Origin of the sequence: Micromonospora sp. NPDC007220 (assembly GCF_040634035.1) — a bacterium.
Taxonomy (GTDB): domain Bacteria; phylum Actinomycetota; class Actinomycetes; order Mycobacteriales; family Micromonosporaceae; genus Micromonospora; species Micromonospora reichwaldensis.
The window spans coordinates 99,121-120,273 of record NZ_JBEYEU010000017.1 but is presented as its reverse complement, the minus strand read 5'-3'; the positions used below and the strand labels follow the sequence as shown (position 1 = coordinate 120,273).

Sequence of the window (21,153 nt, the reverse complement as noted above, 5' to 3'; positions counted from 1 at the left end):
GCCTCGGCCTCGAACTGGGCGGCACCTGCACCGGCGAGCACGGCGTGGGCCTGCTCAAGCGCGACTGGCTGGCCCGCGAGATCGGCCCGGTGAGCGTCCGCGTGCACCAGGCGATCAAGGCCGCCCTGGACCCGGCCGGCCTGCTCAACCCCGGCAAGGTCCTCTGACGGGCGCGGCGCGACGGCCTTCCGCCGGCCCGAGGTCCGGACGCCGGTGGCGCCGGTCCCGGAGCCTCCGCCGGGAGCGCGGCCGTCAGGCGGTCATCTCGGCCGGGGTGGCCTGGGTGAGCAGCAGCAGGATCTCGTTGGCGATGGGCGGGTGCTCCTCGCCCGGGCAGTCCTGCGACGTGACCAGGCCGGTCGAGGTGAGCAGGCTGGAGGTCAACGCGTCGATGCAGGTGACCTGGTAGCGCCGGACCTGGTCGGTCTCCTTCGCCAGGCCCGGGTCGGCGAGCAGTTCCTGGAGCCGGGCGACGTGTTCCGGGCCGAGCACCCCGGTCGACGTCACGCCGTCGCCGGCGCAGTCGACACACTCCCACCTGCCGTCCGGTTCCACCTTGAGCGTGCGCAGCGGGCCGTCCGTGCCGACCCGCTGGAGGAGGCTGACCTCGCCCTTTCCGGCGGTCGCCGCACCGCCGGGCCCCGGCTGCGACAGCCCGGTGCCCGCCGGACCCGGCGCGGGCACGTCGTCGGCGCTTCCGGGCAGCGAGCAGCCGGCGAGGGCGGCGGCCAACAGGGCGGCGACGGACACGCGGACCGGACGCAACCAGGAAGCGGAGGGCACGGGCCGGAACCTATCCCACCGTGGGTGAGGGCCGTAACCGCTCTCCGGGGTGGGGCGGGCGAATGTAGGGGTGACCGGGGCCGGGCCGGTCAGCGGGACGAGGACGGCAGTTCGGCCTGGTCGTCGTCCACGCCGCGGTCCGCCGCGAAGCCCCGTACGTCGGGCGCACCGAGCCGGGCGGCGTCGGCGGTGGCGTCGTCGGGCATCAGCTGGGACTCGCGTTCCGCCTCCACCCGGGCACGGTAGTGCTCCACCTCGCGGGCCCGGGTGGCCTCGTCCCAGCCGAGCACCGCGCCCATCAGCTCGGCCGCGTGGCCCGCCGACTCCAGGCCCCGGTGCGCCGTCTCGAAGGAGATCCGGGTCCGCCGGGTGAGCACGTCCTCCAGGTGCAGCGCCCCCTCGGCCCGGGCCGCGTACGTCACCTCGGCGGCCAGGTACTCCGGTGCGCCGGCCAGCGGGGAGGCCAGCAGCGGGTCCGCGTCGATCAGCGCGAGCAGGTCGCGGGTGAGGGTGCCGTAGCGCTCCAGCAGGTGCTCGACCACCCCGACCGGCATCCCGTGCCGGCGGGCGAGGTCCGCCCGGTCCCGCCACGTCGCCGGGTAGCCGTCGGCGCCGAGCAGCGGCAGGTCGGCGGTGCGGGAGGGGCGTACGGCGCCGAGCCGGTGGGCGGCCCGGTCGACCACGTCGGAGGCCATCACCCGGTACGTCGTGTACTTGCCGCCCGCGACCAGCAGCAGCCCGAGCATCGGCTCGAAGACGGCGTGCTCGCGGGACAGCTTGGAGGTGGAGTCCGCCTCGCCGGCCAGCAGCGGCCGCAGCCCGGCGTAGACGCCCTCGATGTCGGCCGTCGTGAGCGGCCGGTCGAGCACCGTGTTGACCTGGTCCAGCAGGTATTCGATGTCCCGGGCGGAGGCCGCCGGGTGGGACCGGTCCAGCCGCCAGTCGGTGTCGGTGGTGCCGATGATCCAGTGCCCGCCCCACGGGATGACGAAGAGCACGCTGGTGGCCGTACGCAGGATCAGCCCGGCCTCGCCGGTGATCGCCGAGCGGGGCACCACCAGGTGCACGCCCTTGGAGGCCCGGACGCGGATGCCGGGGCGCAGCCCGACGTCGTTCAGCATCCGCGACATGTCGTCGCTCCACACCCCGGTGGCGGCGATGACGGTGCGGGCGCGTACCTCGAACTCGGCGTCCGGGGAGCCGGCGGGTGCCTCCAGGTCGCGGACCCGGACGCCGGTCACCTCGCGGGCCTGCCGGATGAGCCCGACCGCCCGGGTGCTGTTCACCACGGTCGCGCCGAGGCTGGCCGCCGTGCGGGCCAGGGTCACCACCAGCCGCGCGTCGTCGACCTGACCGTCGTAGTAGCGGATCGCGCCGGCCACGGCGTCGGCGCGCAGGCTGGGGAAGACGCGGCGGGCGCCCTCGCGGGTCAGGTGCCGGTGCAGCGGCATGCCGCGCCCGCCGCCGAAGACCCCGGCGAAGGCGTCGTACGCCGCGACGCCGGCGCCGTAGTAGGAGCGGCGGAACACCCGGGCCGGCAGGCCGCGTACGCCCCGCCCGTCGGGCAGCGGGACCAGGATGGGCACCGGCCGGACCAGGTGCGGGGCCAGCCGGGTGGCGAGCAGCCCGCGCTCGGTGAGCGCCTCGTGCACCAGGTGGAACTCCAACTGCTCCAGGTAGCGCAGGCCCCCGTGGATGAGCTTGCTGGAGCGGCTGGAGGTGCCGGCGGCGTAGTCGCGCGCCTCCACCAGGGCCACCTTCAGCCCTCGCGAGGCGGCGTCCAGGGCGGCACCCGCCCCGGTCGCACCACCGCCGATGACCAGCACGTCGAAGCGTTCGGTGCGCAGGCGGCGCAGGTCGGCGGCCCGGCGCTCGGGGGAGAGCTGGCCGGCCGTCGTTCGGGACACGTTGGGGTCACGCACCCGTCCACGGTAACCGCCGCCGCCACCCGGCGGGACAGCCCATCCGCGCCGTACTGTCTGGGGATGGAGGTCGGCCCCCCGTTCCCCGCTGGTCAACCCGCTCCGAGGCCGTTGGCCACGCCGGGCCCGCCGAGCCCCTGGGCGGTGGTGGCGGCGGCGGTGACCGGCTGCTGGACGGTCGGGCTCGTCGTCGTCGGCCAGCTCGGCGGCTGGCTGGCCGACCAGGTCCTGCTGGCCTCCGGGCTGGACCGCGTGGTCTGGCTCTGGCCGGCGACGGTGCTGTTCACCGTGCTGCTGGTCGGGGCGCCCGCGCTGACGCTGGCCCTGCTGCCCCGCTCGGCGGCGGTCCGCACCACCGGCCGGACCTGGCTGGCGGCGGCGCTCGCGCTCGGCGCGCTGGGGCTGCTCCGGGCGATGCCGCCGGTGCACCACGAGGCGTACCTCGCCGCGCTGGCCGCCACGGCCGGCCTGGCCGCCCTCGTCCTGCGGGCGCTGGCCCGCCGCGTGCCGGTCGCGACCCCCCGGGTGCCCGCGTCGGCCGCCCCGCCCTGGGCACCCGCGTCGGCCGCCCCGCGCCGGGCGCCCACGTCGGCCGCCACGCTGCTCGGGGTGGCCGGCGGGCTGGCGCTGCTGCTGCCCTGGGCCTGGCTGGGCGCCCTCGGTGGGCTGCTGGAGACGGTGCTCGCCGGGGTCGCCGCTGCCGCGCTCGGCGTGCTGGCCGGGGCGCTGCTGGACGACGCCTTCTGGTCCCGCTTCACCGTCGGCGAACCGCCCCGGCCGACCCGGTTGGTGCTGGTCGGCGGCCTGGTCGCCGGGGTCGCCCTGCTGCTGCTCGCCGCCGGGGTCGGCCAGTCCGGGGCCCAGCTTCCCCTGCTGCTGATCCTGCCGCCGGCCGGCTTCGCGCTGGCGGCCCTGCACGCGGCGGCCCGCCGCCCGGCCCCGACCGGGCGACCGGGGACGGGCGCCCTGCGGCCCGCGGCCCGTTGGCTGGTCGGGCTCGGCGTGCTCGGCCCGCTGGCCTTCACCGATCCCGAGGAGATCACCCTCCTCCTGGCCAGCACCCGCGACGTGCCGTTCTGGGTGGCCGCCGCCGCCGGCGCCGGGCTCGCCGTCGCGGCCGTCCTCGCCGTGACGTACGGCGTGCTGCTGGGCCGGGGCCGGCGGCCGAGCCGGCGGGTGGCCGGGGTGACCGCCGCCGCGCTGCTGCTGGCGGTCGGCGCGGTGGCCGTCGGCGCGGGGCAGCCTGGCCTGCACGGCGAGCGGCTGTTCGTGGTGCTCCGCGAGCAGGCCGATCTCGCCGGCGTCCCGGCGACGACCGGTCGGGCCGGCCGGGACGCCCGGGTCGCCGAGGTCCACCGGCGGCTGGTCGCGACCGCCGAGCGGACCCAGGCCGACCTGCGCCGGGACCTGCGCCGGCTGCGGCTCGACCACACCCCCTACTACCTCGTCAACGCCGTCGAGGTGGACGGCGGGCCGGCGGTACGGGCCTGGCTGTCGCGCCGTCCTGAGGTCGCCCGGGTGCTGGTCAGCCAACGGGTGCGACCGCTGCCCGCGCCGGCCGGCCGCAGTCGCGGCACCGCGCCCGCGCCCGGCGGCCCCGAGTGGAACGTCCGGATGCTCGGTGCGGACCGGGTCTGGTCCCAGCTCGGGGTGGACGGCTCCGGGATCGTGGTGGGCAGCTCGGACTCGGGCGTGGACGGCGGGCATCCCGCGCTGGCGGGCAGCTTCCGGGGCGGCGACGACTCCTGGCACGACCCGTGGAACGGCACCCGGGCGCCGACCGACCAGGGCGGGCACGGCACCCACACGACGGGCAGCGCGGTGGGCCGGGGCGGCATCGGGGTCGCCCCGGGCGCCCGGTGGGCCGGCTGCGTCAACCTGGACCGCAATCTCGGCAATCCCGCGTACTACCTCGACTGCCTCCAGTTCATGCTGGCGCCCTTCCCGGTGGGCGGGGACCCGTTCAGCGACGGGCGCCCGGCACGCGCGCCGGACATCCTCACCAACTCGTGGGGCTGCCCGGCGCTCGAAGGCTGCGACCCGGGCGTGCTCGGGCCGGCCACCGCCGCCCTGGACGCCGCCGGCGTCATGGTGGTGGCAGCGGCCGGCAACACCGGGCCGTACTGCGGCTCGATCGACGACCCGCCCGCCCCGTACGCGGACGTGCTGACCGTCGGCGCGGTCGACCGGCAGCGCAAGGTCACCCTCTTCTCGTCGCGGGGACCGGTGCCGGGGGCGGCCAAGCCGGACCTGGTCGCGCCCGGCGACGAGGTGCTGTCGGCGATGCCGGGCGGCGGGTACGCCGTCCTGAGCGGCACCTCGATGGCGACGCCGCAGGTGGCCGGCGTGGTGGCGCTGATGTGGTCGGCCAACCCGGCGCTGGTCGGCGACCTGCCCCGCACCCGGCAGATCCTGCGGGACACCGCGACCCCGGCCGTGGCCACGTACGCCGCCCGGACGCAGACCTGCGGGGGCGACCGGAACATCACCGGTGCCGGCCTGGTCGACGCGTACGCCGCCGTCCAAGCGGCGCGGGGGTGAGGTCGGCGCGGAGCGCCGGTTCACCCCAGCCGGTCGAGGAACTCCCGCGAGCGCCGCAGCACCAGTGCCGTCGCCTCCGCGTCGTACGACGGCAGCGTGCTGTCGGCGAACAGGTGCTGGTCGCCCGGGTAGACGAACAGCTCGCCGAGGTCGGGGCCGACGATGCCGACCAGCTCGCGGGCGGCTTCGATGTCGCCCTCCAGGGCGAAGAACGGGTCGGCGTCCATACCGTGGATCTGCACCGGAACCCCGGCGGGCCAGGGGCCGACGGCCCATTCGCCGGTGACGGGCAGGCAGGATTCGTAGAGCAGCGCGCCACGGGCGCCGGGCCGGGTCTGGGCGAGCCGCTGGGCGGTGGCGGCGCCCCAGGAGAAGCCCGCGTGGACCAGCCCGTCGGGCAGCTCGGCCACGGCCCGGTCGGCGCGCTCGCGCAGCACCTCGCGCCCGATGCGTTTCGTGAGCGCGAAGCCCTCGTCGAGGGTCGCCGGGCGTTCACCGTCGAACAGGTCGGGGGTGTGCACGCTGTGCCCGCCCGCCCGCAACTGTTCGGCGAACTCGCGCAGCCCCTCGGTGAGCCCGTGCAGATGGTGGAACAGGACCACGTCGGCCATCTCTACACTCCTGTCAACAGACGACAACGATCGAATGATCCATGATTCTAGAACGGTCGAGAAATGTCGAGCAATGAGCGGATCCCGGACTACGACCTCGACGAGCTGCTCGTGGTCACCGCGCCCGCGCAGCTTCGCGCGCTGGCCGATCCCCTGCGCGCCACCCTCCTGGAGCTGCTCCTGGAGCGGGCCGCCACGGTGACCGAGCTGGCCCGGGCGGTCGACCGGCCGAAGAGCAGCGTCGCCTACCACGTGACCGCGCTCGTCGACGCCGGCCTGCTCAAGGTGGTGCGGACCCGGCGGGTGCGGGCGATCGACGAGCGGTACTACGGCCGGGTTGCCCGCACGCTCTACATCGGCGCGCTCACCCGTCCCGAGGACAGACAGGTCGCGACCGCCGTCAACGGGCTCGCGGAGGCCGTCGCCGAATCGGCCGTCGCCCACGCCGCCGACGACCTGCGCTGCACCCTCGTGCACGCCCGCATCCCGATCGAGGAGGTACGCGCGTTCTGGGCCGAGGTGCAGGCGCTGGCCCGCCGCTTCGCCCAGATCCCCCGGTCCGGCGACCAGGTGTACGGATTCGTCGCCGGCCTCTACCCCACCGACGCGCCGACCCTTCCCGAGCGCGAGCCCGAGCCGGAGCGCGAGCCGAAGCCCGAGCCCGAGCCGGAGTCCGAGCCCGAGCCGAAGCGCGACCCGGACCCCGAGCGCGAGCCGGACCCGGAGCGCGAGCCGAAGCCCGAGCCCGAGCCGAAACCCGGGCCGGCCGGCTGAGGCGATCGGGTCGGTCGCGGCACGCCACGGCGGACCGACGTGAACGAGCCCTCGCCGCACGTGGACTGGTCGTCGGCGCGGTCCGCCGGCCGGGCGGCGCCAACGGGGGCTCTTCCCAGGCGCCAGCAGGGGCTCTGCTTAACAGAAGCGCTCCGGTGACCTAGGGTCGGCGTCCATGGACCTGAAGATCGTCGAGCTGGGACCCGACCGGCGGCCCGCCGTGGTGGAGCTCTGCGGGCGGGCACTGGACCTGCCGGAGGACGCGGCCGAGGCGCCGGCTGTCGTGGACACCCTGTGGGCGCGGGCCGCCGCCCACCGCCCGGTGTTCGCGTGGGGCGCGCACCGGCAGGGGCGCCTCGTCGGTGTGCTCATCGGCTCCCTCGCCGCCGGCGACGGCGACGCCCGTGGTCACGTCGACCTGGTCGCGGTGGCACCGGAGGAGCGGCGACGCGGTGTCGGGAGGGCCCTGCTGGCGACCGCCGAGGCGCGGTTCGCCGAGCTCGGCGCGGTGGAGGTGCTGCTCGCCGGGAATCCGCCGTACTACGCCTGGCCCGGGATCGACGTGCGCTACACCCCGGCGGTCTGCGCCGCGCTGGCGCTCGGCTACCGGCAGGACCGGACGGCGTGGAACATGACCGCCGACCTGTCGTACGACGGCTCGCCCGCGCTGCGCCCGACGGAGCCGGCGGAGGCGCGGCTGGCCGGGCAGGGCGTCACGGTCCGGCGCGCCGAGGCGGGTGACCTGCCGGCGCTGGCGGAGTTCGCCCGCGCCACCTTCGGCGGGGCCTGGGACGCCGAACTGGCCGGCTCGGTGGGCCGGGAGGGGGCGGGCTGCCACCTGGCCGAGCGCGACGGCGTGATGCTCGGCTTCGCCGCGTACGGGTCGTCGCGGCCGAGCTGGTTCGGCCCGATGGGCACCGCCCCGGCGGCCGAGGGCTCGGGGATCGGCGGGGTGCTGCTGCGCCGCTGCCTGCGCGAGCAGCGGGCGGCGGGCGTGACGGCTGCGCAGATCGGCTGGGTCGGGCCGGTCCCGTTCTACTCGGGCAGCGCGGGTGCCCGGATCGAGCGCGTCTTCTTCCTGTACCGCAGGACGCTCGGCGACTGACAACGGGGCGAACGGGATATAGACCCTCATAACGCCATTCGCCCGCATTGGTGATCGTCGCGCCCTACCGTTTCCGGTAGAGGAGGCAGCCATGACCACGGACGACGAACGCCCCGGCCCGTTGCCGTTCGACCGGCTCGACTACGGCGACGCCGAGCAGCAGGCGGAGATGGCCGGCGTCGACGAGCCGGCCGACGAGCCGGTGACGCTGGTCGACGAGCCGGTGCAGATCCCGCAGCCGTACGACCGGGCGCAGAAGAGACGCAACCAACGGCCACTGCCGACGTGACAGCGCAAGGGGCGGACCGCTGACGCGGCCCGCCCCTCACGGCGTTGTCGGAGCTGGACTCAGAAGTCCATGTCCCCGCCACCCGGACCAGCCGGGGCGGCCGGGGTCTTCTCCGGCTTGTCCGCCACGACGGCCTCGGTGGTGAGGAAGAGCGCCGCGATCGACGAGGCGTTCTGCAGCGCCGAACGCGTCACCTTGGCCGGGTCGATGATGCCCGCGGCCAGCAGGTCGACGTACTCGCCGTTGGCGGCGTTGAGGCCGTGACCCGGGTTCAGGTTACGGACCTTCTCCACCACGACGCCGCCCTCGAGGCCGGCGTTGACGGCGATCTGCCGCAGCGGGGCGTCCAGCGCGACCTTGACGATATTCGCACCGGTCGCCTCGTCGCCGACCAGGTCCAGCTTGTCGAAGGCGGTCTTGCCGGCCTGCACCAGCGCGACGCCACCACCCGGGACGATGCCCTCCTCGACGGCGGCCTTCGCGTTGCGGACGGCGTCCTCGATGCGGTGCTTGCGCTCCTTGAGCTCGACCTCGGTGGCCGCGCCGACCTTGATCACCGCGACGCCGCCGGCCAGCTTGGCCAGCCGCTCCTGCAGCTTCTCGCGGTCGTAGTCGGAGTCGCTCTTGTCGATCTCGGCCCGGATCTGGTTGACCCGGCCCTGGATCTGCTCGGCGTCGCCGGCACCGTCGACGATGGTGGTCTCGTCCTTGGTCACCACGACCTTGCGGGCGCGGCCCAGCATGTCGAGGCCGACGGCGTCCAGCTTGAGGCCGACCTCCTCGCTGATGACCTGGCCACCGGTGAGGATGGCGATGTCGGCCAGCATGGCCTTGCGGCGGTCACCGAAGCCCGGCGCCTTGACGGCGACGGACTTGAAGGTGCCCCGGACCTTGTTGACGACCAGGGTCGCCAGGGCCTCGCCCTCGATGTCCTCGGAGATGATCAGCAGCGGCTTGCCCGACTGCATGACCTTCTCGAGGATCGGGAGCAGGTCCTTGACCGACGAGATCTTGCTGTTGACGATCAGGAGGTAGGGGTCGTCGAAGACGGCCTCCATGCGCTCCGGGTCGGTCATGAAGTAGGCCGAGATGTAGCCCTTGTCGAAGCGCATACCCTCGGTGAGCTCCAGCTCCAGCCCGAAGGTGTTGCTCTCCTCGACGGTGATGACGCCTTCCTTGCCCACCTTGTCCATCGCCTCGGCGATGATCTCGCCGACGCTGGTGTCACCGGCGGAGATGGAGGCGGTGGAGGCGATCTGCTCCTTGGTCTCGACGTCCTTGGCGAGCTTGAGCAGCTCCTCCGAGACGCTGGCCACGGCGGCCTCGATGCCCCGCTTCAGGGCCATCGGGTTGGCACCGGCGGCCACGTTGCGCAGGCCCTCGCGGACCAGGGCCTGGGCCAGGACGGTCGCCGTCGTCGTGCCGTCACCGGCGACGTCGTCGGTCTTCTTCGCGACCTCCTTGACCAGCTCGGCGCCGATCTTCTCGTAGGGGTCCTCGAGCTCGATCTCCTTGGCGATGCTCACACCATCGTTGGTGATGGTGGGGGCACCCCACTTCTTCTCGAGGACGACGTTGCGGCCCTTGGGGCCGAGGGTCACCTTCACGGCGTCGGCGAGCTGGTTCATGCCCCGCTCGAGGCCGCGGCGCGCCTCTTCGTCGAACGCGATCATCTTGGCCATACGGCGTTGTCCTCCTGGACACTCACGGGCCACCCGGAGTGTGTGTCCCGGATGGGCCGCCTGGTGTACGCACCTTGGGACGTCGCCACCTGGCGACGACGACGTCTCCTCGGCCGGGCCGGATAGCCCGCGACGACCGGCCATGTGCCGCAGCCGCGTCTGGACGCCGCTACGACCGTGGCCCTACCGCCCCGACCATTGGCACTCACGGTATGCGAGTGCCAATGACTTGTTTAGCACTCTCCCCTGCCGAGTGCAAGCACGATCGCCCCGGTCAGCCGAGTTCACCGGTCAGCCGGGCGCTGTCCACCGGCCCCTCGTGGGCGCGCTGCTCGGCGTACGTGACGACCAGGCCGACCAACTGGGCGAGGTGGGTCGGCAGGGCCAGCACCGCGCCCACCAGCGTCACCACGAGCACGCCGACCGCCGTGCCGGGCGACTCCAGCGGGGTGGTGCCGAACGGCAGCGTGCCGATGCCCTCCACCATGCCGGCGGCCCCGCTGCCGACGATCACCGCCGCCGCGACCAGCGCCACCCGGCCGAGCAGCAGACCGAGCCGGTCGTGGAACATCCGGAAGGAACGGCCGATCGGGTGCTGCCGCTCGAACAGGTAGACCGGGCCGGCCATGCTCAGCGCGAAGGCGAAGTAGATGCCGGGGATCACGCAGAAACAGACCCCGAGCCCGATGATCACGCTCATCAGCAGGGTCCAGCCCCAGAGGCCCAGCGCCCGACGCGCCCCGTAGGAGAGGGCCGCGCCCACGCTCACCGGCTGACCGGCCGCCTGCCGGGTGACCACCCAGGTGCCGGCCGCCCAGCCCAGGCTCTGCACGAAACCGAAGACGAGGGCGCTGCCGAGCACCACGAACAGCAGGACGCCCGTGTCGGTCAGGAAGGTGTCGGGCAGCGCGGCGGGGTCGTCGGCCATCGACTCCTCCCACTTGGCGCTCGGGTCGACGACCAACGAGAGCATCGACACCACCAGGGCCGGCAGCACCTGGGTGAGCAGCAGGATCGGCAGCAGCAGCCGCCAGCCCCGGCGCACCGCGCCGACGCACCGGCCGAACCAGCCGTTGACGCCCGCGCCGGGCGGGGTGACGAGCAGGTCGGCGGGGTCGAGGCCGTGCCCCGGCGGGTACCACCCGTGGACCGGCTGCCCGGGATAGGCGCCCGGCTGCCCGGGATAGGCGACCGGGGCGCCCGGGTACCACGGCTGCCCGCCGTACGGGCCGGAGCCGGCCGGGTACCCGCCGGTGGGCGGGAAGACCCAGTCCTGCGGCTGTTGCGGGCCCGTCGGCGCAGCACCGCCCGGGCCGACGGGTGGTGTCGCGGAGGGGTCGGGCTCTCCCGGGGGCGGTGCGGCCTGGGGTGGCTGGTCGGACATGAACCCTCCTCAGCGATGGCTGGAACGGCTCACGATCCTTCCCTGCCGACGCAACCGCGCCGAAGCCCGCCCCCGTGCAGCGGACCGGCAGACTGCCCGGCCCCGTGGAGCGGACCGGCCGACGACCGCCCGGACCACCGGGCCGCCCCCGGCCGGCGCCCCACGACCGGTGGTCGGGAGGTCGGTCGGCGCGGGGGCGCGGGAGGGACGCCCGTCAGGCGATGACGCGCACGCGCTCGGCCTGGGGGCCCTTCTGGCCCTGGGCGATCTCGAACTCGACCCGCTGGCCGTCGTCCAACGCCTTGTAGCCGTCCATCTCGATCGCCGAGAAGTGGACGAAGACGTCCTGCCCACCGTCGACGGCGATGAAGCCGTAGCCCTTTTCGGAGTTGAACCACTTCACGGTGCCCTCTGCCACGGTGCACTTCCTCACTCTGCGCGGCGTTCCACGACCCCGGAGGCCGGGCGGGCCGGCACCGGAGGACCACCGGCTCGGCGATCGACGAGGGCCGCTGAAACGGTGACCGAAATCGCACGCTACACGAAGCGTGACGACACCGCACGACCACAAATCGGACATACGCCGATCGAACGCCATCGGCCGTCATCGTTGTGATAGGCATTCGGCATGACGAGCACGCCCGACGGTCCGAGGCCGACGCGGCGGGCGCAGATCCGGCGGGTCCGCCCCCCGGACGCGGCTCGGATGCGGGCGCTGCGGCTGGAGATGCTCGCCGACGCCCCGCTGGCCTTCCTGGAGACCCTCGCCGACGCGGCGGCCCGGTCGCACGCCGACTACGCGGCCAGGATCGCGGCCGTCTCCGTCGGGGCGGGCACCGCCCAGTTCGTCGCGGACCCGGGCGGCCGGCTCGTCGGGCACGCCGGCGGCACGGTGGCCCCCGGGGAGCCGGGGCTGACCGTGGTGTACGCCGTCTACGTCACCCCGCCCTGGCGGGGCACGGGCCTCCTCGGCGACCTCGTCGACGCGGTCGCGGCCTGGTCCCGCGCCTGCGGGCGCCCCGAACTGATGCTGGAGGTCGTGGTCGGCAACGACCGGGCCTACCGCGCGTACCGGCGGCTGGGCTTCGTCGACACCGGCGTACGCGTCCCGCACCCCACGGTCCCGGCGCTCACCGAGCTCCAGATGCGCCGCCCGGCCTGACCCGCGCCGGTGACCCGTTCCGCCAGAACCGGATCGGCTGCCCGGAGCGGCCGGTGCGGGGCCGACCCGGGCAGCCGGGCACCTCAGGCGTGCCGGCGGGACTGCACGATGCGGAACCGGTTGGCCACGTAGGCGCCGTCGGTGAGCGCCGAGTTGGCCGCCGCGTTGGCGCCGCTGCCGTGGAAGTCGGAGAAGGCCGCCGACTGGTTCACGAAGACCCCGCCGGTCAGGTTGCAGGACAGGTGCACCCCGACCTCGATCGCCGCGGTCTCGGCCGCGTCGAGGACCGCCTCGTCGGTGGAGTAGACCGCCGCGGTGAGAGCGCCCTTCTCGCCGACCGTGGCGCGCAGGATCTCCAGGCTGTGCGCGGTGGAGTCCGTGGCGATGGCGAACGAGATCGGCCCGAACCACTCCTTCGAGTAGGTCGCGGTGTCGTCGGCCGCCAGCCTGACCACCGTCGGGGTGCGGACCACCGCGCCGGGGAAGGCCGGGTGCTCGACCGTACGCGACTCCAGCACCGCCTCGCCGACCTTGGTGACCTCGTCGAGGCGCTCCAGCACCCCGTCGTTGACGATCGCGCCGGTCATCTCCACCCCGCGCGCCGGGTCGGCGGTGATCTTGGCGACCGCCGCGGCGATCCCGCCCGCCACCTCGTCGAAGCTCTTGTGCCCCTGGTCGGTCTCGATGCCGTTGCCGGGGATCAGGATGTTCTGCGACGTGGTGCACATCTGGCCGCTGTAGAGACTCAGGGTGAAGCCGAGGTTGCGGCACATCCCGGCGAAGTCGTCGGTGGAGTCGATCACCACCGTGTTCAGCCCGGCCTTCTCGGTGTAGACCGCCGCCTGCCGCGCGTTGGCCTCCAGCCAGTCGCCGTACTCGGTGGAACCGGTGAAGTCGATGATCTTCACGGCCGGGTGCAGGGCCAGCGTGGAGGCGAGCTTCTCCCCGGGAGCCTCGGGGGCGAGCAGCACCAGGTTCGGGTCGAAGCCGGCCTCGGCGAGCACCTCCCGGGCGTACTTCACCGTGATCGCCAGCGGCAGCACCGCGCGCGGGTGCGGCTTGACGACGACCGGGTTGCCGGTGACCAGCGAGGCGAACAGCCCCGGGTACGAGTTCCAGGTCGGGAAGGTGTTGCAGCCGATCACCAGCGCCACGCCACGCGGCACCACGTGGAAGGTCTTGGTCATCCGCAGCGGGTCGCCCTTGCCGGCCGCCTTCTCCCAGCCCGCCGTCCCCGGGTGCCGGGTCATCTCCGCGTACGCGTAGGCGACCGCCTCCAGCGCGCGGTCCAGCGCGTGCGCGCCGCCCGCCTGGAAGGCCATCACGAAGGCCTGGCCGCTGGTGAACTGCACCGCGTTGGCCAGCTCGAAGATGTGCTTGTGCAGCCGGTCGAGGATCTCCAGGCAGACCCCCACCCGGGCCTGCGGGCCGGCGTCGCGCCAGCCGGGCAGGGCCGCGGTGGCGGCGGCGACCAGCTCGTCGGCGCCGGCGTGCGGGTAACGGACGTTCAGCTCGACGCCGAACGGGCTGCTCTCGGTGGCGACCCGGTCGGCCGTGCGCGGCTGGTCGAGGGGGAAGTCACCGCCGAGGTACGCCTCGAAGGCGGCCTTGCCGTCGGCGGCGGCGGTCTCGCCGTAGACCCGGGGGCTGGGCGACTCGGGGTAGGCGGACCAGTACCCGCGCTCCGTGATCGCGGTCAGCGCCCGGTTGAGGGTGTCGGCGTGCCTGTCGTACAGGGGGTGCGGGGTCTCCGTCATGCCCGCCATCATGCAACAGGAACCCCTCAGATCAGTAGGGCCGTGTCACAACTCGGATCGTGAGCTGCCAGTCCGTCCAGCCGCCGAGGCAGCGGCGGCGTCGCCGCACGCCCGCACCCCCTCGGGCGAACCGGGGTCCGGGGAATTCGGGTCCACATCGGATGCCCCGGGTCGGTTACAGTGACGACCTTCTATCTATATTCGAGGAGGTTCTGTGGAGCAACGAGAGTCTGCCTTCCGTCGCCGGCCGGCCTGGTCGACGCTGATGGTGTCCGGGATGCTCGCCGCGTCGGCCCTGTTCGCAACCCCTGCCGCGGCTGACGTGGGAATCGCCGGAAGCGCCTGCAACGCGGTCGACGGCGGGGAACTCGTCTACGATGACTTCACCAAGTACAACGACTCGCTCAATCACGCGGTCAACCAGTGGAACGCGCTCAATCCCATCGACGTCAGAGCGGACGACGCCTGGAGTTACTCCGACGTCGACGTCAGCGACAGCAATGACGGCGGGAACGGCACGGTCGCCTACTACTCCTGCGTAGCCGGCGCGGACGACATCGTCATGAACACCCACTATCTCGACAGTTACAGCACCTCACGTGATCACGCCGCGATGACCCACGAATTCGGGCACGCCATCGGTCTCGACCACGGTCCTGAAGTTGCGGTCATGGACCCCTACTCGACCGACTACAACCCGAACATGAACAACAATTTGCAATCGTGGGACATCAGCACCTATCACAGCAAATGGGGGTACTGAAGATGAACCACCGGCTGAAGGCCCCGTTCGTCGGGCTGGTCGCCCTTGTCCTGGCCGTCGGCGGCTGGTTCACCTACCAACAGCTTCGCCCGGCTCAGACCCACCCGGTTTCGGTGAGCTTCGCGTTCGACACCACCAACCGCGCCAAGGTCGCCGGCTACGCCGATGCGGTCGTGGTCGGGACCGTCACTGGCGTCGCGGAGGTACGCCAGGGTGAGCGCGGCGCCCCCCACACCATCTTCAAGGTCGCTGTTTCCGACAAGCTCAAGGGCGACGTCGAGGACACCATTCTCGTCGACCAACTCGGCGGAACCCGCGGGAAGGACACCTGGACTGTCGAGGGCGTCCAGCAACTCGCCGTCGGCTCCGCGTACGTCCTGCCCCTCACCAGCCGGAACGGGTCCGACGAACACGTCCTGGTGCTGACCCCGACCCTGGCACCGGTCACCGGCGCGAGCGTGCACGTCTGGACCCAGGCGGTGGCGAACCAGGACACCACGGTGTCCTAGCTCGGGCAGACACCGCAGGGGCGCCCGGCCCCGATCCGATCGGCAGCCAGCCCGGGCCGGACCAACCTCCCCCGACCCCACCGCGACCCGGTGGTCGCGGTCAGGTCGGCGGTGGGGATCGACGCGCTCGTTCAGCCCGCTTGACGTGGGTGTGCCGCACGACGACGATCGGGCCAGCGGATCAACCGCTGGCCCGATCGGAAGTTGGTCGGGAGGGACGCTCGCACAACGCCTCCGGCGTTGGGTCGCAAGAACTGAAAGTCTCCGGCGAAACGCCCTCCCGCACGGAGCATCTTGCGCCGTCCGGTTCCTGCCGTCAAGTCCTTGTCGGCGCGTTTTCCGCACTCACAGCGAAATCCCAGTTACCCGCCGAATCCCCCACTCTCCTGCCCGCGACCCCCTCGACACGCCAGCTCCCGGCCCCTCCGAGGGCCCGAGGCCCGGGGCTGGCGGCACTGTTCGCGATCAACTTTGCCGCCAACCTCATGATCGACGCGGAGGGGCGGGCGAGAACCGGGTGCCGGGCGGGGTCAGCCGAGGAGGCCGGCGTCGCGGGCGGCGCGGAGCGAGGGCTTGATGCGGTGGGTGGGGCCGACCTCGCCGGCCACCGCGTCGAGGGTCTTGAGGCCCTCGCCGGTGTTGAAGACGACGGTCTCGGCGGTCGGGTCGAGGCGGCCGGACTCGACCAGCTTGCGCAGCACGGCCACGGTCACCCCGCCGGCCGTCTCGGCGAAGACGCCGGTGGTCCGGGCCAACAGCCGGATGCCGGCGCGGATCTCGTCGTCGTCGACGTACTCCATCCAGCCCCCGGTGCGCCGCACCGCCTCCAGCGCGTAGATGCCGGCGGCCGGGTCGCCGATGTTGAGGGACTTGGCGATGCCGGTCGGCTTGACGGGCGTGATGGTGTCGGTGTCGGCGTGCAGGGCGGTGGCGATGGGGTTGCAGCCGGCCGACTGCGCGCCGAACACCTTCCAGCCGCCGGCCGGCGCCTCGACCAGGCCGATCTCGACCAGCTCGGCGAACGCCTTGTCGATCTTGGTGAGCAGCTCGCCGGAGGCCATCGGGATCACCACCTGCGCGGGGATCCGCCAGCCGAGCTGCTCGGCGACCTCGTAGCCGAGCGTCTTCGAGCCCTCGGCGTAGTAGGGGCGCACGTTGACGTTGACGAACGCGGTGTCCTCGAACTCGTCCGTCTCCACCAACTCGCCGCAGAGCCGGTTCACGTCGTCGTACGAGCCGTCGATGGCGACCAGCTCGCCGCCGTAGACGGCGGTGGTGATGACCTTGCCCTGCTCCAGGTCGCCGGGGATGAAGACCACCGACGGCGCGCCGGCCCGGGCCGCGTGCGCGGCGACCGAGTTGGCCAGGTTTCCGGTGGAGGCGCAGGCGTAGCGGCTGAAGCCGAGCGCGTGGGCGGCGGTCAGCGCCACCGAGACGACCCGGTCCTTGAACGAGTGGGTCGGGTTGGCGCTGTCGTCCTTGACCCAGAGCGGGGCGGTGATGCCCAGCTCGGCGGCGAGGTGCGGGGCGGCCACCAACGGGGTGAAGCCGGGGTCGAGGGTGACCCGGGTGGCCGGGTCCTGGCCGGCGGGCAGCAGCGCCGCGTACCGCCAGATGTTCTGCGGGCCCGCCTCGATCTGCTCCCGGGTGACCGTCGCGAGCGCGGCGACGTCGTAGTCGACCTCCAGCGGGCCGAAACACTCGTAGCAGGCGTGCTGGGCGGCGAGCGGGTAGCGCGCCGAACAGGCGCGGCAGACCAGGGCGCGGGCGGGGCTGGCGGTGGTGTCGATGCCGGAGGGGGCGAACGTCGACGTCATGTCGCGGGTCCTCTCATCTTTCCCCGCATCGCACCCTGCGGCGGGGACGGAATTGGCACCTGCCCCGCCGGTCGCTCTGCGATGAGCGCGCGGGGTGGTTGCCGGGGCGTCGTCGGGCCGTATCCCTCAGCCCCTCTGGATGAGGTATGCAGTTGTGCCGTCGAGTCTAAGCACCGAGGCCGCCCGGATCGACGCGAGATCCCACGCTGTGAGCGATCCCGCAGCCGCCGTCGGGCGACCGGCGGGCCTTCCTCGACGGTACGGATTCAGGCGGTCACCGAGCGGGAATCTGCGGGGCGTCGGGCCCGCAACGCGGTGTCGACCGCCCACGCGCCGGGGCCGAACACGGCGATCAGCAGGAACGACCAGCAGAACAGAACGGCCAGCTCACCGCCGTTGCGCAGCGGGAGCAGCGCGTCGGGCTGGTGCACCACGAAGTACGCGTAGGCCATCGAGCCGGACGCCAGCAGGGCCGCCGCGCGGGTCAACAGCCCGACGAGCACCAGCCCGCCGCAGACCGCCTGGATCAGCGCGGCCCACCACCCCGGCCACTCGCCGAGCGGAACCGCCTCGCCGGTGCCCCGGCTGCCACCGAGGACCCCGAGCAGCGAGGCCAGGCCATGACACAGGAAGAGCAGGCCGACGACGGCACGGAACAGGGACAGGGCCGGGCCGCCGATCCGGTCAGCGAGCATCAGGGCACCTCCGGTCAGAATGAGGGGACGACACCAGAATGCCGCCGGACATTTGACGATGTCGATTGGTTCCCCCTCTGTGGGAACGCTCCCATCGGCGGCGGCGAACCGTTCACGAGGGCGTTGGCGCGGGCCCGTTACGGTTCGGGCACATCGACGGAAAGGAACGCGCGATGCGTCGCAAGCTCATCCCGGTGGTGGCGCTCTCCATGGCCTGCCTGCTGGCGTTCACCACCGCCTGCTCCACCGGCAGCCGCAAGAAGCGGAACCGGTCCGCCGACCGGACCGCCGGCACCGCCGCGAAGCGGGACGACGTCGACGCCACCCCGGCGACCACCCGGGCGACCCCCACCCCGCGCCGCACCGGCGACCAGCTCACCTGCCTGGAACTGCGCGACACCCGCATCGGCAGCCGGAAGGTCCGCTACCGCGGGTACGCCGCCCCGCTCCGCCTCTCCAACGGCCGGTGGGCCGACCGGGACGGCACGACGGTGGAGTTGCAGCGGCCGTGCGGCATCGGCGACCTCGACGGCGACGGCGCGGGCGACGCGATCGGCGTGGTCATGCTCGACGGCGGCGGCACCGGCCGCTTCTTCACCCTCGCCGCCTGGCGCAACCTCAGGGGCGAGCCGGACTACCAGGCCCAGGTCGACCTCGGCGACCGTACGCCGGTGGAGAGCGTCAGCGTGCGCGACGGCAGGGCGACGGTGGTCTACCTGACCCGACCGGCGGGCGGCCCGATGGCGGAGCTGAGCATCCGGCGCACCGTCGTCTACCAGCTCAGGGGCGCGGCGCTGGCCGAGCTGAGCCACACCGACGCCCGGGTGACCGACGCGTCCGGCGGCGGGGACACCGCCGACTCGGGCACCGCGCCGGACTCCCCCGACTCCCCCACCCGCAAGCGCAGGCCCCGTTCCCGCTGACGTCCCCGCGACCGGGCCGCCTCAGTCGGGGACCGGTCGGTGGGTCGGCGGCCTCGGTAGCCGTATGGATCCGGTGGCCGTGCAGCCCTGCTGACTCACCTCGCCGAGGCAGCCCCACCCCGAGGTCGGGACGCGCTCGAAGTACTGCACGGGCTGCGACGGAACGGCCTCGGTGGTGAACGTGCCGGCACCGCTCGGGATGCGCTGCTCGTGGGAACCGGTCGTGTCGGTGTACGAGGCGACGATGTGCCACTGGCAGGTGTGGGTCGTCACCTCCGGCTGGACCCGGAACGCCATGTTCGACTGGCCGTTGCCCAGTTCGACGACGTTGCGGCGGAAGTACAGCTGGCCTTCCTGCGGCTCGCCCTCGTCCAGGACGTACGGGCCGTGCGGTTTGTCCGTCGGCCCGCCGGTCAGGTCCCACAGCAGGCCCTGCCGGGACTCGGCACCCCCCGGGGGGATGGTGACGACGGTCTGCGCCGTGGGTGCGTGGCACGAGTCCTTGACGGCGACCATGTTGTTGATCGTGAGTCCGGCGACGCGATCGCTGTTCAGGTTCAGGTCGAACGTCTGGGCACCGCCGCGATTCTCGTTGCCGTCCTCGAAGGGCGCCACGTAGGACGCAATCTCGACGACCCGGCCGCCGAGCGGCTTCATGAACTCCCACACCCGCGACGCATCACCGTTCAGGGCGGTGAGGGTGGCCTGCTCGCCCTCGGTCAGCGGCCGGTCGAGCAGCACGCGGAAGGCCTCGGGGAGGTCCCGGTCGTAGTCCAGGGGCGTGACGGTGGACACGAACGCGGGCTGCTCACGGTCGACCGCTTCCTGAGCCTGCTTGTCCGAGCGGGCCCGCTCGGTGGCCGTCGACCGGTCCAGGAGGAAGTTGGCCTGGTAGGCGAACAGTGCGCCGACCACGACGACGACGGCGGCGACGGTCGCGTACACCGCGCGCTGCTTCGGCGGGAGCCCGCGAAACCCGGGCAGGCGTTCATCGGCCAGCACGGCCCAGGCTTTCGACCTGGACGACGGCTCGGACGGCTGCTCCGGTGGTGGCACGGGCGGGGAAGCGGACGGCGGCTCAGCCGGTGGCCCGGGCGGAGACGTGGACGGCGGCTCAGCCGGTGGCACGGGCAGAGACGTGGACGAGGGCTCGGTCGGCGGCTCGGGTGGCGGCCCGGCGGGCGGAGTGGCCATACCCGATTCTCACTCACAGGCGCCATGTCATCACAGAATGCGCCCGGGGCGGTGTCGAGTCAGGAGCTTCGCCCCGGTCGCCGCGCGGCCAGGTCGGGGGGTGCGCCTCCCCGCTGAAGTGGTAGTGGCGCAGCCGACCGGGGGGGGACGTTCCAGAGTCGACGGACCAGGGGCTCCATCATCAACCGGGCGCCCGTGGTGCGGCTCGAACCGGTGGCCGGCTGCCGCCGTTGGCTGCGACCGACGCTCCGATCACCTCACCCCCGGGTGGCGCGGGCCGGGTGATGTCGTAGGCGATTCAGCTCGACAGGCACCGCCCGGGTGCCCCGGCCCGCCGGCCCCGCAGGTGAGGCAGCTCGACAGCGCCACCGGATCCCCACGGGCGGGTGTCAGAGGATCGGCGGCGCACCGGCCGGTGCGATGATCGGGCGATGGCCCTTCCCGCACCCCGACCCGCACGCCGCCCTACGGTCCGACTCGGGGGCCGACCCGCGGGCGGACTCGCACCGCGTCCTCGCGACGGCATTGCAGGTCCGGCACGGGCGGTCGGGCTCGCGATCGGCGGCCTCGTCCTGCTCGGTGCCTGTGCGCCGGCGATCGACCCGCCGTCGGCTGACCTGCCGCCGGCCGGCCTGCCGCCAGCCGGATCAGCGCCGACCACGATGCCCGGCACGATGCCGACGGCGACCGCGTCGGCGACGGCGTTCTGGGCCACTCCCACGACCGAGTGCCCGGCCGCCGGCGTCCGGATCAGTTCGCCGGGCAGCAGCGCCGCGATGGGTCTGCGTGCGCTCGGTCTGGAACTGGTCAACTGCGGCACGAAGCCCTACCGGCTCAACGGCTACCCCGTGCTGCGCCTGTTCGACGGCGACGGCGACACCATCCCGGTCCGGGTGGTCCACGGGGCCAGGGAGATCACCTCGGGCTTCGACGACCCGCCCCGGCCACTGACCCTGCAGCCCGGCGAGCGGGCCGGCGCCGCTGTGCTCTGGCGCAATCTGGTCACCGATCCGACGGTCGTCGCCACCGATGGCGAGCGCCTGGAGGTCGCGCCCGAAGTGGGCGGGGCCGCGCAGGTCGTCGGCCTGGACGGGCCCGTCGACCTCGGCAACACGGGCCGGATCGGCGTCAGCGCCTGGAAGAAGGCGACCGACCCGGCACCGACGCCGGCCCGGCCGGGCAGACCGGTGCCGAGCAGGTCGGCGCCGAGCAGCCCCCGGCCGCTGCCGTGAGGCGCCCGGC

General features: G+C 73.5%; 20 protein-coding genes and 1 riboswitch. Of the genes, 10 read left to right on the top strand and 10 right to left on the bottom strand.

The window, feature by feature from the left end; translation table 11 throughout:
- The coding region (locus ABZ573_RS24560) for an FAD-linked oxidase C-terminal domain-containing protein (RefSeq protein ID WP_358121283.1) at positions 1-167 on the top strand (167 nt) is incomplete at its 5' end.
- An 85-nt stretch (positions 168-252) separates the two neighbouring features.
- Here the strand turns inward: ABZ573_RS24560 and ABZ573_RS24555 are convergent.
- Positions 253-783 carry a hypothetical protein gene (locus ABZ573_RS24555; RefSeq protein WP_358121277.1) on the bottom strand — a complete coding sequence of 177 codons (531 nt, stop codon included), beginning with the start codon at positions 781-783 and terminating at the stop codon, positions 253-255.
- An 89-nt stretch (positions 784-872) separates the two neighbouring features.
- Entirely contained in the window at positions 873-2,690 is a 1,818-nt protein-coding gene (locus ABZ573_RS24550) for a glycerol-3-phosphate dehydrogenase/oxidase (protein WP_327031107.1), read from the bottom strand.
- Positions 2,691-2,768: 78 nt separating this feature from the next.
- Here ABZ573_RS24550 and ABZ573_RS24545 point away from each other — a divergent pair, with 78 nt between their 5' ends.
- On the top strand, positions 2,769-5,246 hold the full coding sequence (locus ABZ573_RS24545) for a S8 family serine peptidase (RefSeq protein WP_358121275.1): 2,478 nt from the start codon (positions 2,769-2,771) through the stop codon (positions 5,244-5,246).
- Positions 5,247-5,266: 20 nt separating this feature from the next.
- Here ABZ573_RS24545 and ABZ573_RS24540 read toward each other — a convergent pair whose 3' ends face one another.
- Positions 5,267-5,857, bottom strand: coding sequence for a dienelactone hydrolase family protein (locus ABZ573_RS24540; protein WP_358121273.1), 591 nt, complete (start codon positions 5,855-5,857; stop codon positions 5,267-5,269).
- A 63-nt stretch (positions 5,858-5,920) separates the two neighbouring features.
- On the opposite strand from ABZ573_RS24540, the gene ABZ573_RS24535 reads away from it, so the two are divergent.
- From ABZ573_RS24535 to ABZ573_RS24525, 3 genes are all read left to right on the top strand, one after another.
- Positions 5,921-6,631 (top strand): helix-turn-helix domain-containing protein, encoded by a 711-nt coding sequence (locus ABZ573_RS24535; RefSeq protein WP_358121271.1) that lies wholly within the window; start codon positions 5,921-5,923, stop codon positions 6,629-6,631.
- 175 nt (positions 6,632-6,806) lie between these two features.
- The gene (locus ABZ573_RS24530; protein ID WP_358121269.1) at positions 6,807-7,736 is read left to right on the top strand and encodes a GNAT family N-acetyltransferase; all 930 of its coding nucleotides are present in this window, start codon (positions 6,807-6,809) and stop codon (positions 7,734-7,736) included.
- A gap of 91 nt (positions 7,737-7,827) precedes the next feature.
- On the top strand, positions 7,828-8,025 hold the full coding sequence (locus ABZ573_RS24525) for a hypothetical protein (RefSeq protein WP_088998151.1): 198 nt from the start codon (positions 7,828-7,830) through the stop codon (positions 8,023-8,025).
- Positions 8,026-8,084: 59 nt separating this feature from the next.
- Here the strand turns inward: ABZ573_RS24525 and groL are convergent, their stop codons facing one another.
- The 3 genes from groL to ABZ573_RS24510 all read right to left on the bottom strand — a co-directional run bounded on the left by groL (position 8,085) and on the right by ABZ573_RS24510 (position 11,509).
- Positions 8,085-9,707 (bottom strand): chaperonin GroEL, encoded by a 1,623-nt coding sequence (gene groL / locus ABZ573_RS24520; RefSeq protein WP_151456693.1) that lies wholly within the window; start codon positions 9,705-9,707, stop codon positions 8,085-8,087.
- A gap of 274 nt (positions 9,708-9,981) precedes the next feature.
- Positions 9,982-11,091, bottom strand: a complete 1,110-nt coding sequence (locus tag ABZ573_RS24515; protein ID WP_327029774.1) for a DUF3824 domain-containing protein — start codon at positions 11,089-11,091, stop codon at positions 9,982-9,984.
- A 214-nt stretch (positions 11,092-11,305) separates the two neighbouring features.
- Complete coding sequence (locus ABZ573_RS24510) at positions 11,306-11,509, bottom strand: cold-shock protein (RefSeq protein WP_121400069.1); 204 nt, start codon at positions 11,507-11,509, stop codon at positions 11,306-11,308.
- Positions 11,510-11,719: 210 nt separating this feature from the next.
- Between ABZ573_RS24510 and ABZ573_RS24505 the strand changes: the two genes are divergently transcribed.
- Positions 11,720-12,253, top strand: a complete 534-nt coding sequence (locus ABZ573_RS24505; protein ID WP_151457552.1) for a GNAT family N-acetyltransferase — start codon at positions 11,720-11,722, stop codon at positions 12,251-12,253.
- Positions 12,254-12,336: 83 nt separating this feature from the next.
- Here the strand turns inward: ABZ573_RS24505 and paaN are convergent, their stop codons facing one another.
- Positions 12,337-14,010, bottom strand: a complete 1,674-nt coding sequence (gene paaN, locus ABZ573_RS24500) for a phenylacetic acid degradation protein PaaN (RefSeq protein WP_327029775.1) — start codon at positions 14,008-14,010, stop codon at positions 12,337-12,339.
- Positions 14,011-14,224: 214 nt separating this feature from the next.
- On the opposite strand from paaN, the gene ABZ573_RS24495 reads away from it, so the two are divergent.
- Together ABZ573_RS24495 and ABZ573_RS24490 are read left to right on the top strand one after the other, a co-directional pair.
- Complete coding sequence (locus ABZ573_RS24495) at positions 14,225-14,773, top strand: M57 family metalloprotease (protein WP_225852532.1); 549 nt, start codon at positions 14,225-14,227, stop codon at positions 14,771-14,773.
- Positions 14,774-14,775: 2 nt separating this feature from the next.
- Entirely contained in the window at positions 14,776-15,282 is a 507-nt protein-coding gene (locus tag ABZ573_RS24490) for a hypothetical protein (RefSeq protein WP_151457550.1), read from the top strand.
- A 530-nt stretch (positions 15,283-15,812) separates the two neighbouring features.
- Here the strand turns inward: ABZ573_RS24490 and thrC are convergent.
- Both thrC and ABZ573_RS24480 read right to left on the bottom strand, forming a co-directional pair.
- Positions 15,813-17,099: a threonine synthase gene (thrC, locus tag ABZ573_RS24485; RefSeq protein WP_151456025.1), complete on the bottom strand. Its 1,287-nt coding sequence runs from the start codon at positions 17,097-17,099 to the stop codon at positions 15,813-15,815.
- A gap of 10 nt (positions 17,100-17,109) precedes the next feature.
- Positions 17,110-17,245: riboswitch (SAM riboswitch) on the bottom strand.
- 120 nt (positions 17,246-17,365) lie between these two features.
- A complete protein-coding gene (locus ABZ573_RS24480) occupies positions 17,366-17,794 on the bottom strand; it encodes a DoxX family protein (RefSeq protein ID WP_151456024.1) in 429 nt (142 codons plus the stop codon).
- 173 nt (positions 17,795-17,967) lie between these two features.
- Between ABZ573_RS24480 and ABZ573_RS24475 the strand changes: the two genes are divergently transcribed.
- Positions 17,968-18,717, top strand: a complete 750-nt coding sequence (locus tag ABZ573_RS24475) for a hypothetical protein (protein WP_358121264.1) — start codon at positions 17,968-17,970, stop codon at positions 18,715-18,717.
- 21 nt (positions 18,718-18,738) lie between these two features.
- Here ABZ573_RS24475 and ABZ573_RS24470 read toward each other — a convergent pair whose 3' ends face one another.
- Positions 18,739-19,662: a hypothetical protein gene (locus ABZ573_RS24470; RefSeq protein WP_358121262.1), complete on the bottom strand. Its 924-nt coding sequence runs from the start codon at positions 19,660-19,662 to the stop codon at positions 18,739-18,741.
- A gap of 923 nt (positions 19,663-20,585) precedes the next feature.
- On the opposite strand from ABZ573_RS24470, the gene ABZ573_RS24465 reads away from it, so the two are divergent.
- On the top strand, positions 20,586-21,143 hold the full coding sequence (locus ABZ573_RS24465) for a DUF4232 domain-containing protein (protein ID WP_225852348.1): 558 nt from the start codon (positions 20,586-20,588) through the stop codon (positions 21,141-21,143).
- The last annotated feature ends 10 nt before the right edge of the window (positions 21,144-21,153 follow it).

Excerpts from the sequence above, each read along its gene's own strand:
- ABZ573_RS24545 (WP_358121275.1), top strand. The coding sequence starts at position 2,769 with ATGGAGGTCGGCCCCCCGTTCCCCGCTGGTCAACCCGCTCCGAGGCCG.
- ABZ573_RS24540 (WP_358121273.1), bottom strand. The coding sequence starts at position 5,857 with ATGGCCGACGTGGTCCTGTTCCACCATCTGCACGGGCTCACCGAGGGG.
- ABZ573_RS24535 (WP_358121271.1), top strand. The coding sequence starts at position 5,921 with ATGTCGAGCAATGAGCGGATCCCGGACTACGACCTCGACGAGCTGCTC.
- ABZ573_RS24530 (WP_358121269.1), top strand. The coding sequence starts at position 6,807 with ATGGACCTGAAGATCGTCGAGCTGGGACCCGACCGGCGGCCCGCCGTG.
- ABZ573_RS24525 (WP_088998151.1), top strand. The coding sequence starts at position 7,828 with ATGACCACGGACGACGAACGCCCCGGCCCGTTGCCGTTCGACCGGCTC.
- groL (WP_151456693.1), bottom strand. The coding sequence starts at position 9,707 with ATGGCCAAGATGATCGCGTTCGACGAAGAGGCGCGCCGCGGCCTCGAG.
- ABZ573_RS24515 (WP_327029774.1), bottom strand. The coding sequence starts at position 11,091 with ATGTCCGACCAGCCACCCCAGGCCGCACCGCCCCCGGGAGAGCCCGAC.
- ABZ573_RS24505 (WP_151457552.1), top strand. The coding sequence starts at position 11,720 with ATGACGAGCACGCCCGACGGTCCGAGGCCGACGCGGCGGGCGCAGATC.
- paaN (WP_327029775.1), bottom strand. The coding sequence starts at position 14,010 with ATGACGGAGACCCCGCACCCCCTGTACGACAGGCACGCCGACACCCTC.
- ABZ573_RS24490 (WP_151457550.1), top strand. The coding sequence starts at position 14,776 with ATGAACCACCGGCTGAAGGCCCCGTTCGTCGGGCTGGTCGCCCTTGTC.
- thrC (WP_151456025.1), bottom strand. The coding sequence starts at position 17,099 with ATGACGTCGACGTTCGCCCCCTCCGGCATCGACACCACCGCCAGCCCC.
- ABZ573_RS24480 (WP_151456024.1), bottom strand. The coding sequence starts at position 17,794 with ATGCTCGCTGACCGGATCGGCGGCCCGGCCCTGTCCCTGTTCCGTGCC.
- ABZ573_RS24475 (WP_358121264.1), top strand. The coding sequence starts at position 17,968 with ATGCGTCGCAAGCTCATCCCGGTGGTGGCGCTCTCCATGGCCTGCCTG.
- ABZ573_RS24465 (WP_225852348.1), top strand. The coding sequence starts at position 20,586 with ATGCCGACGGCGACCGCGTCGGCGACGGCGTTCTGGGCCACTCCCACG.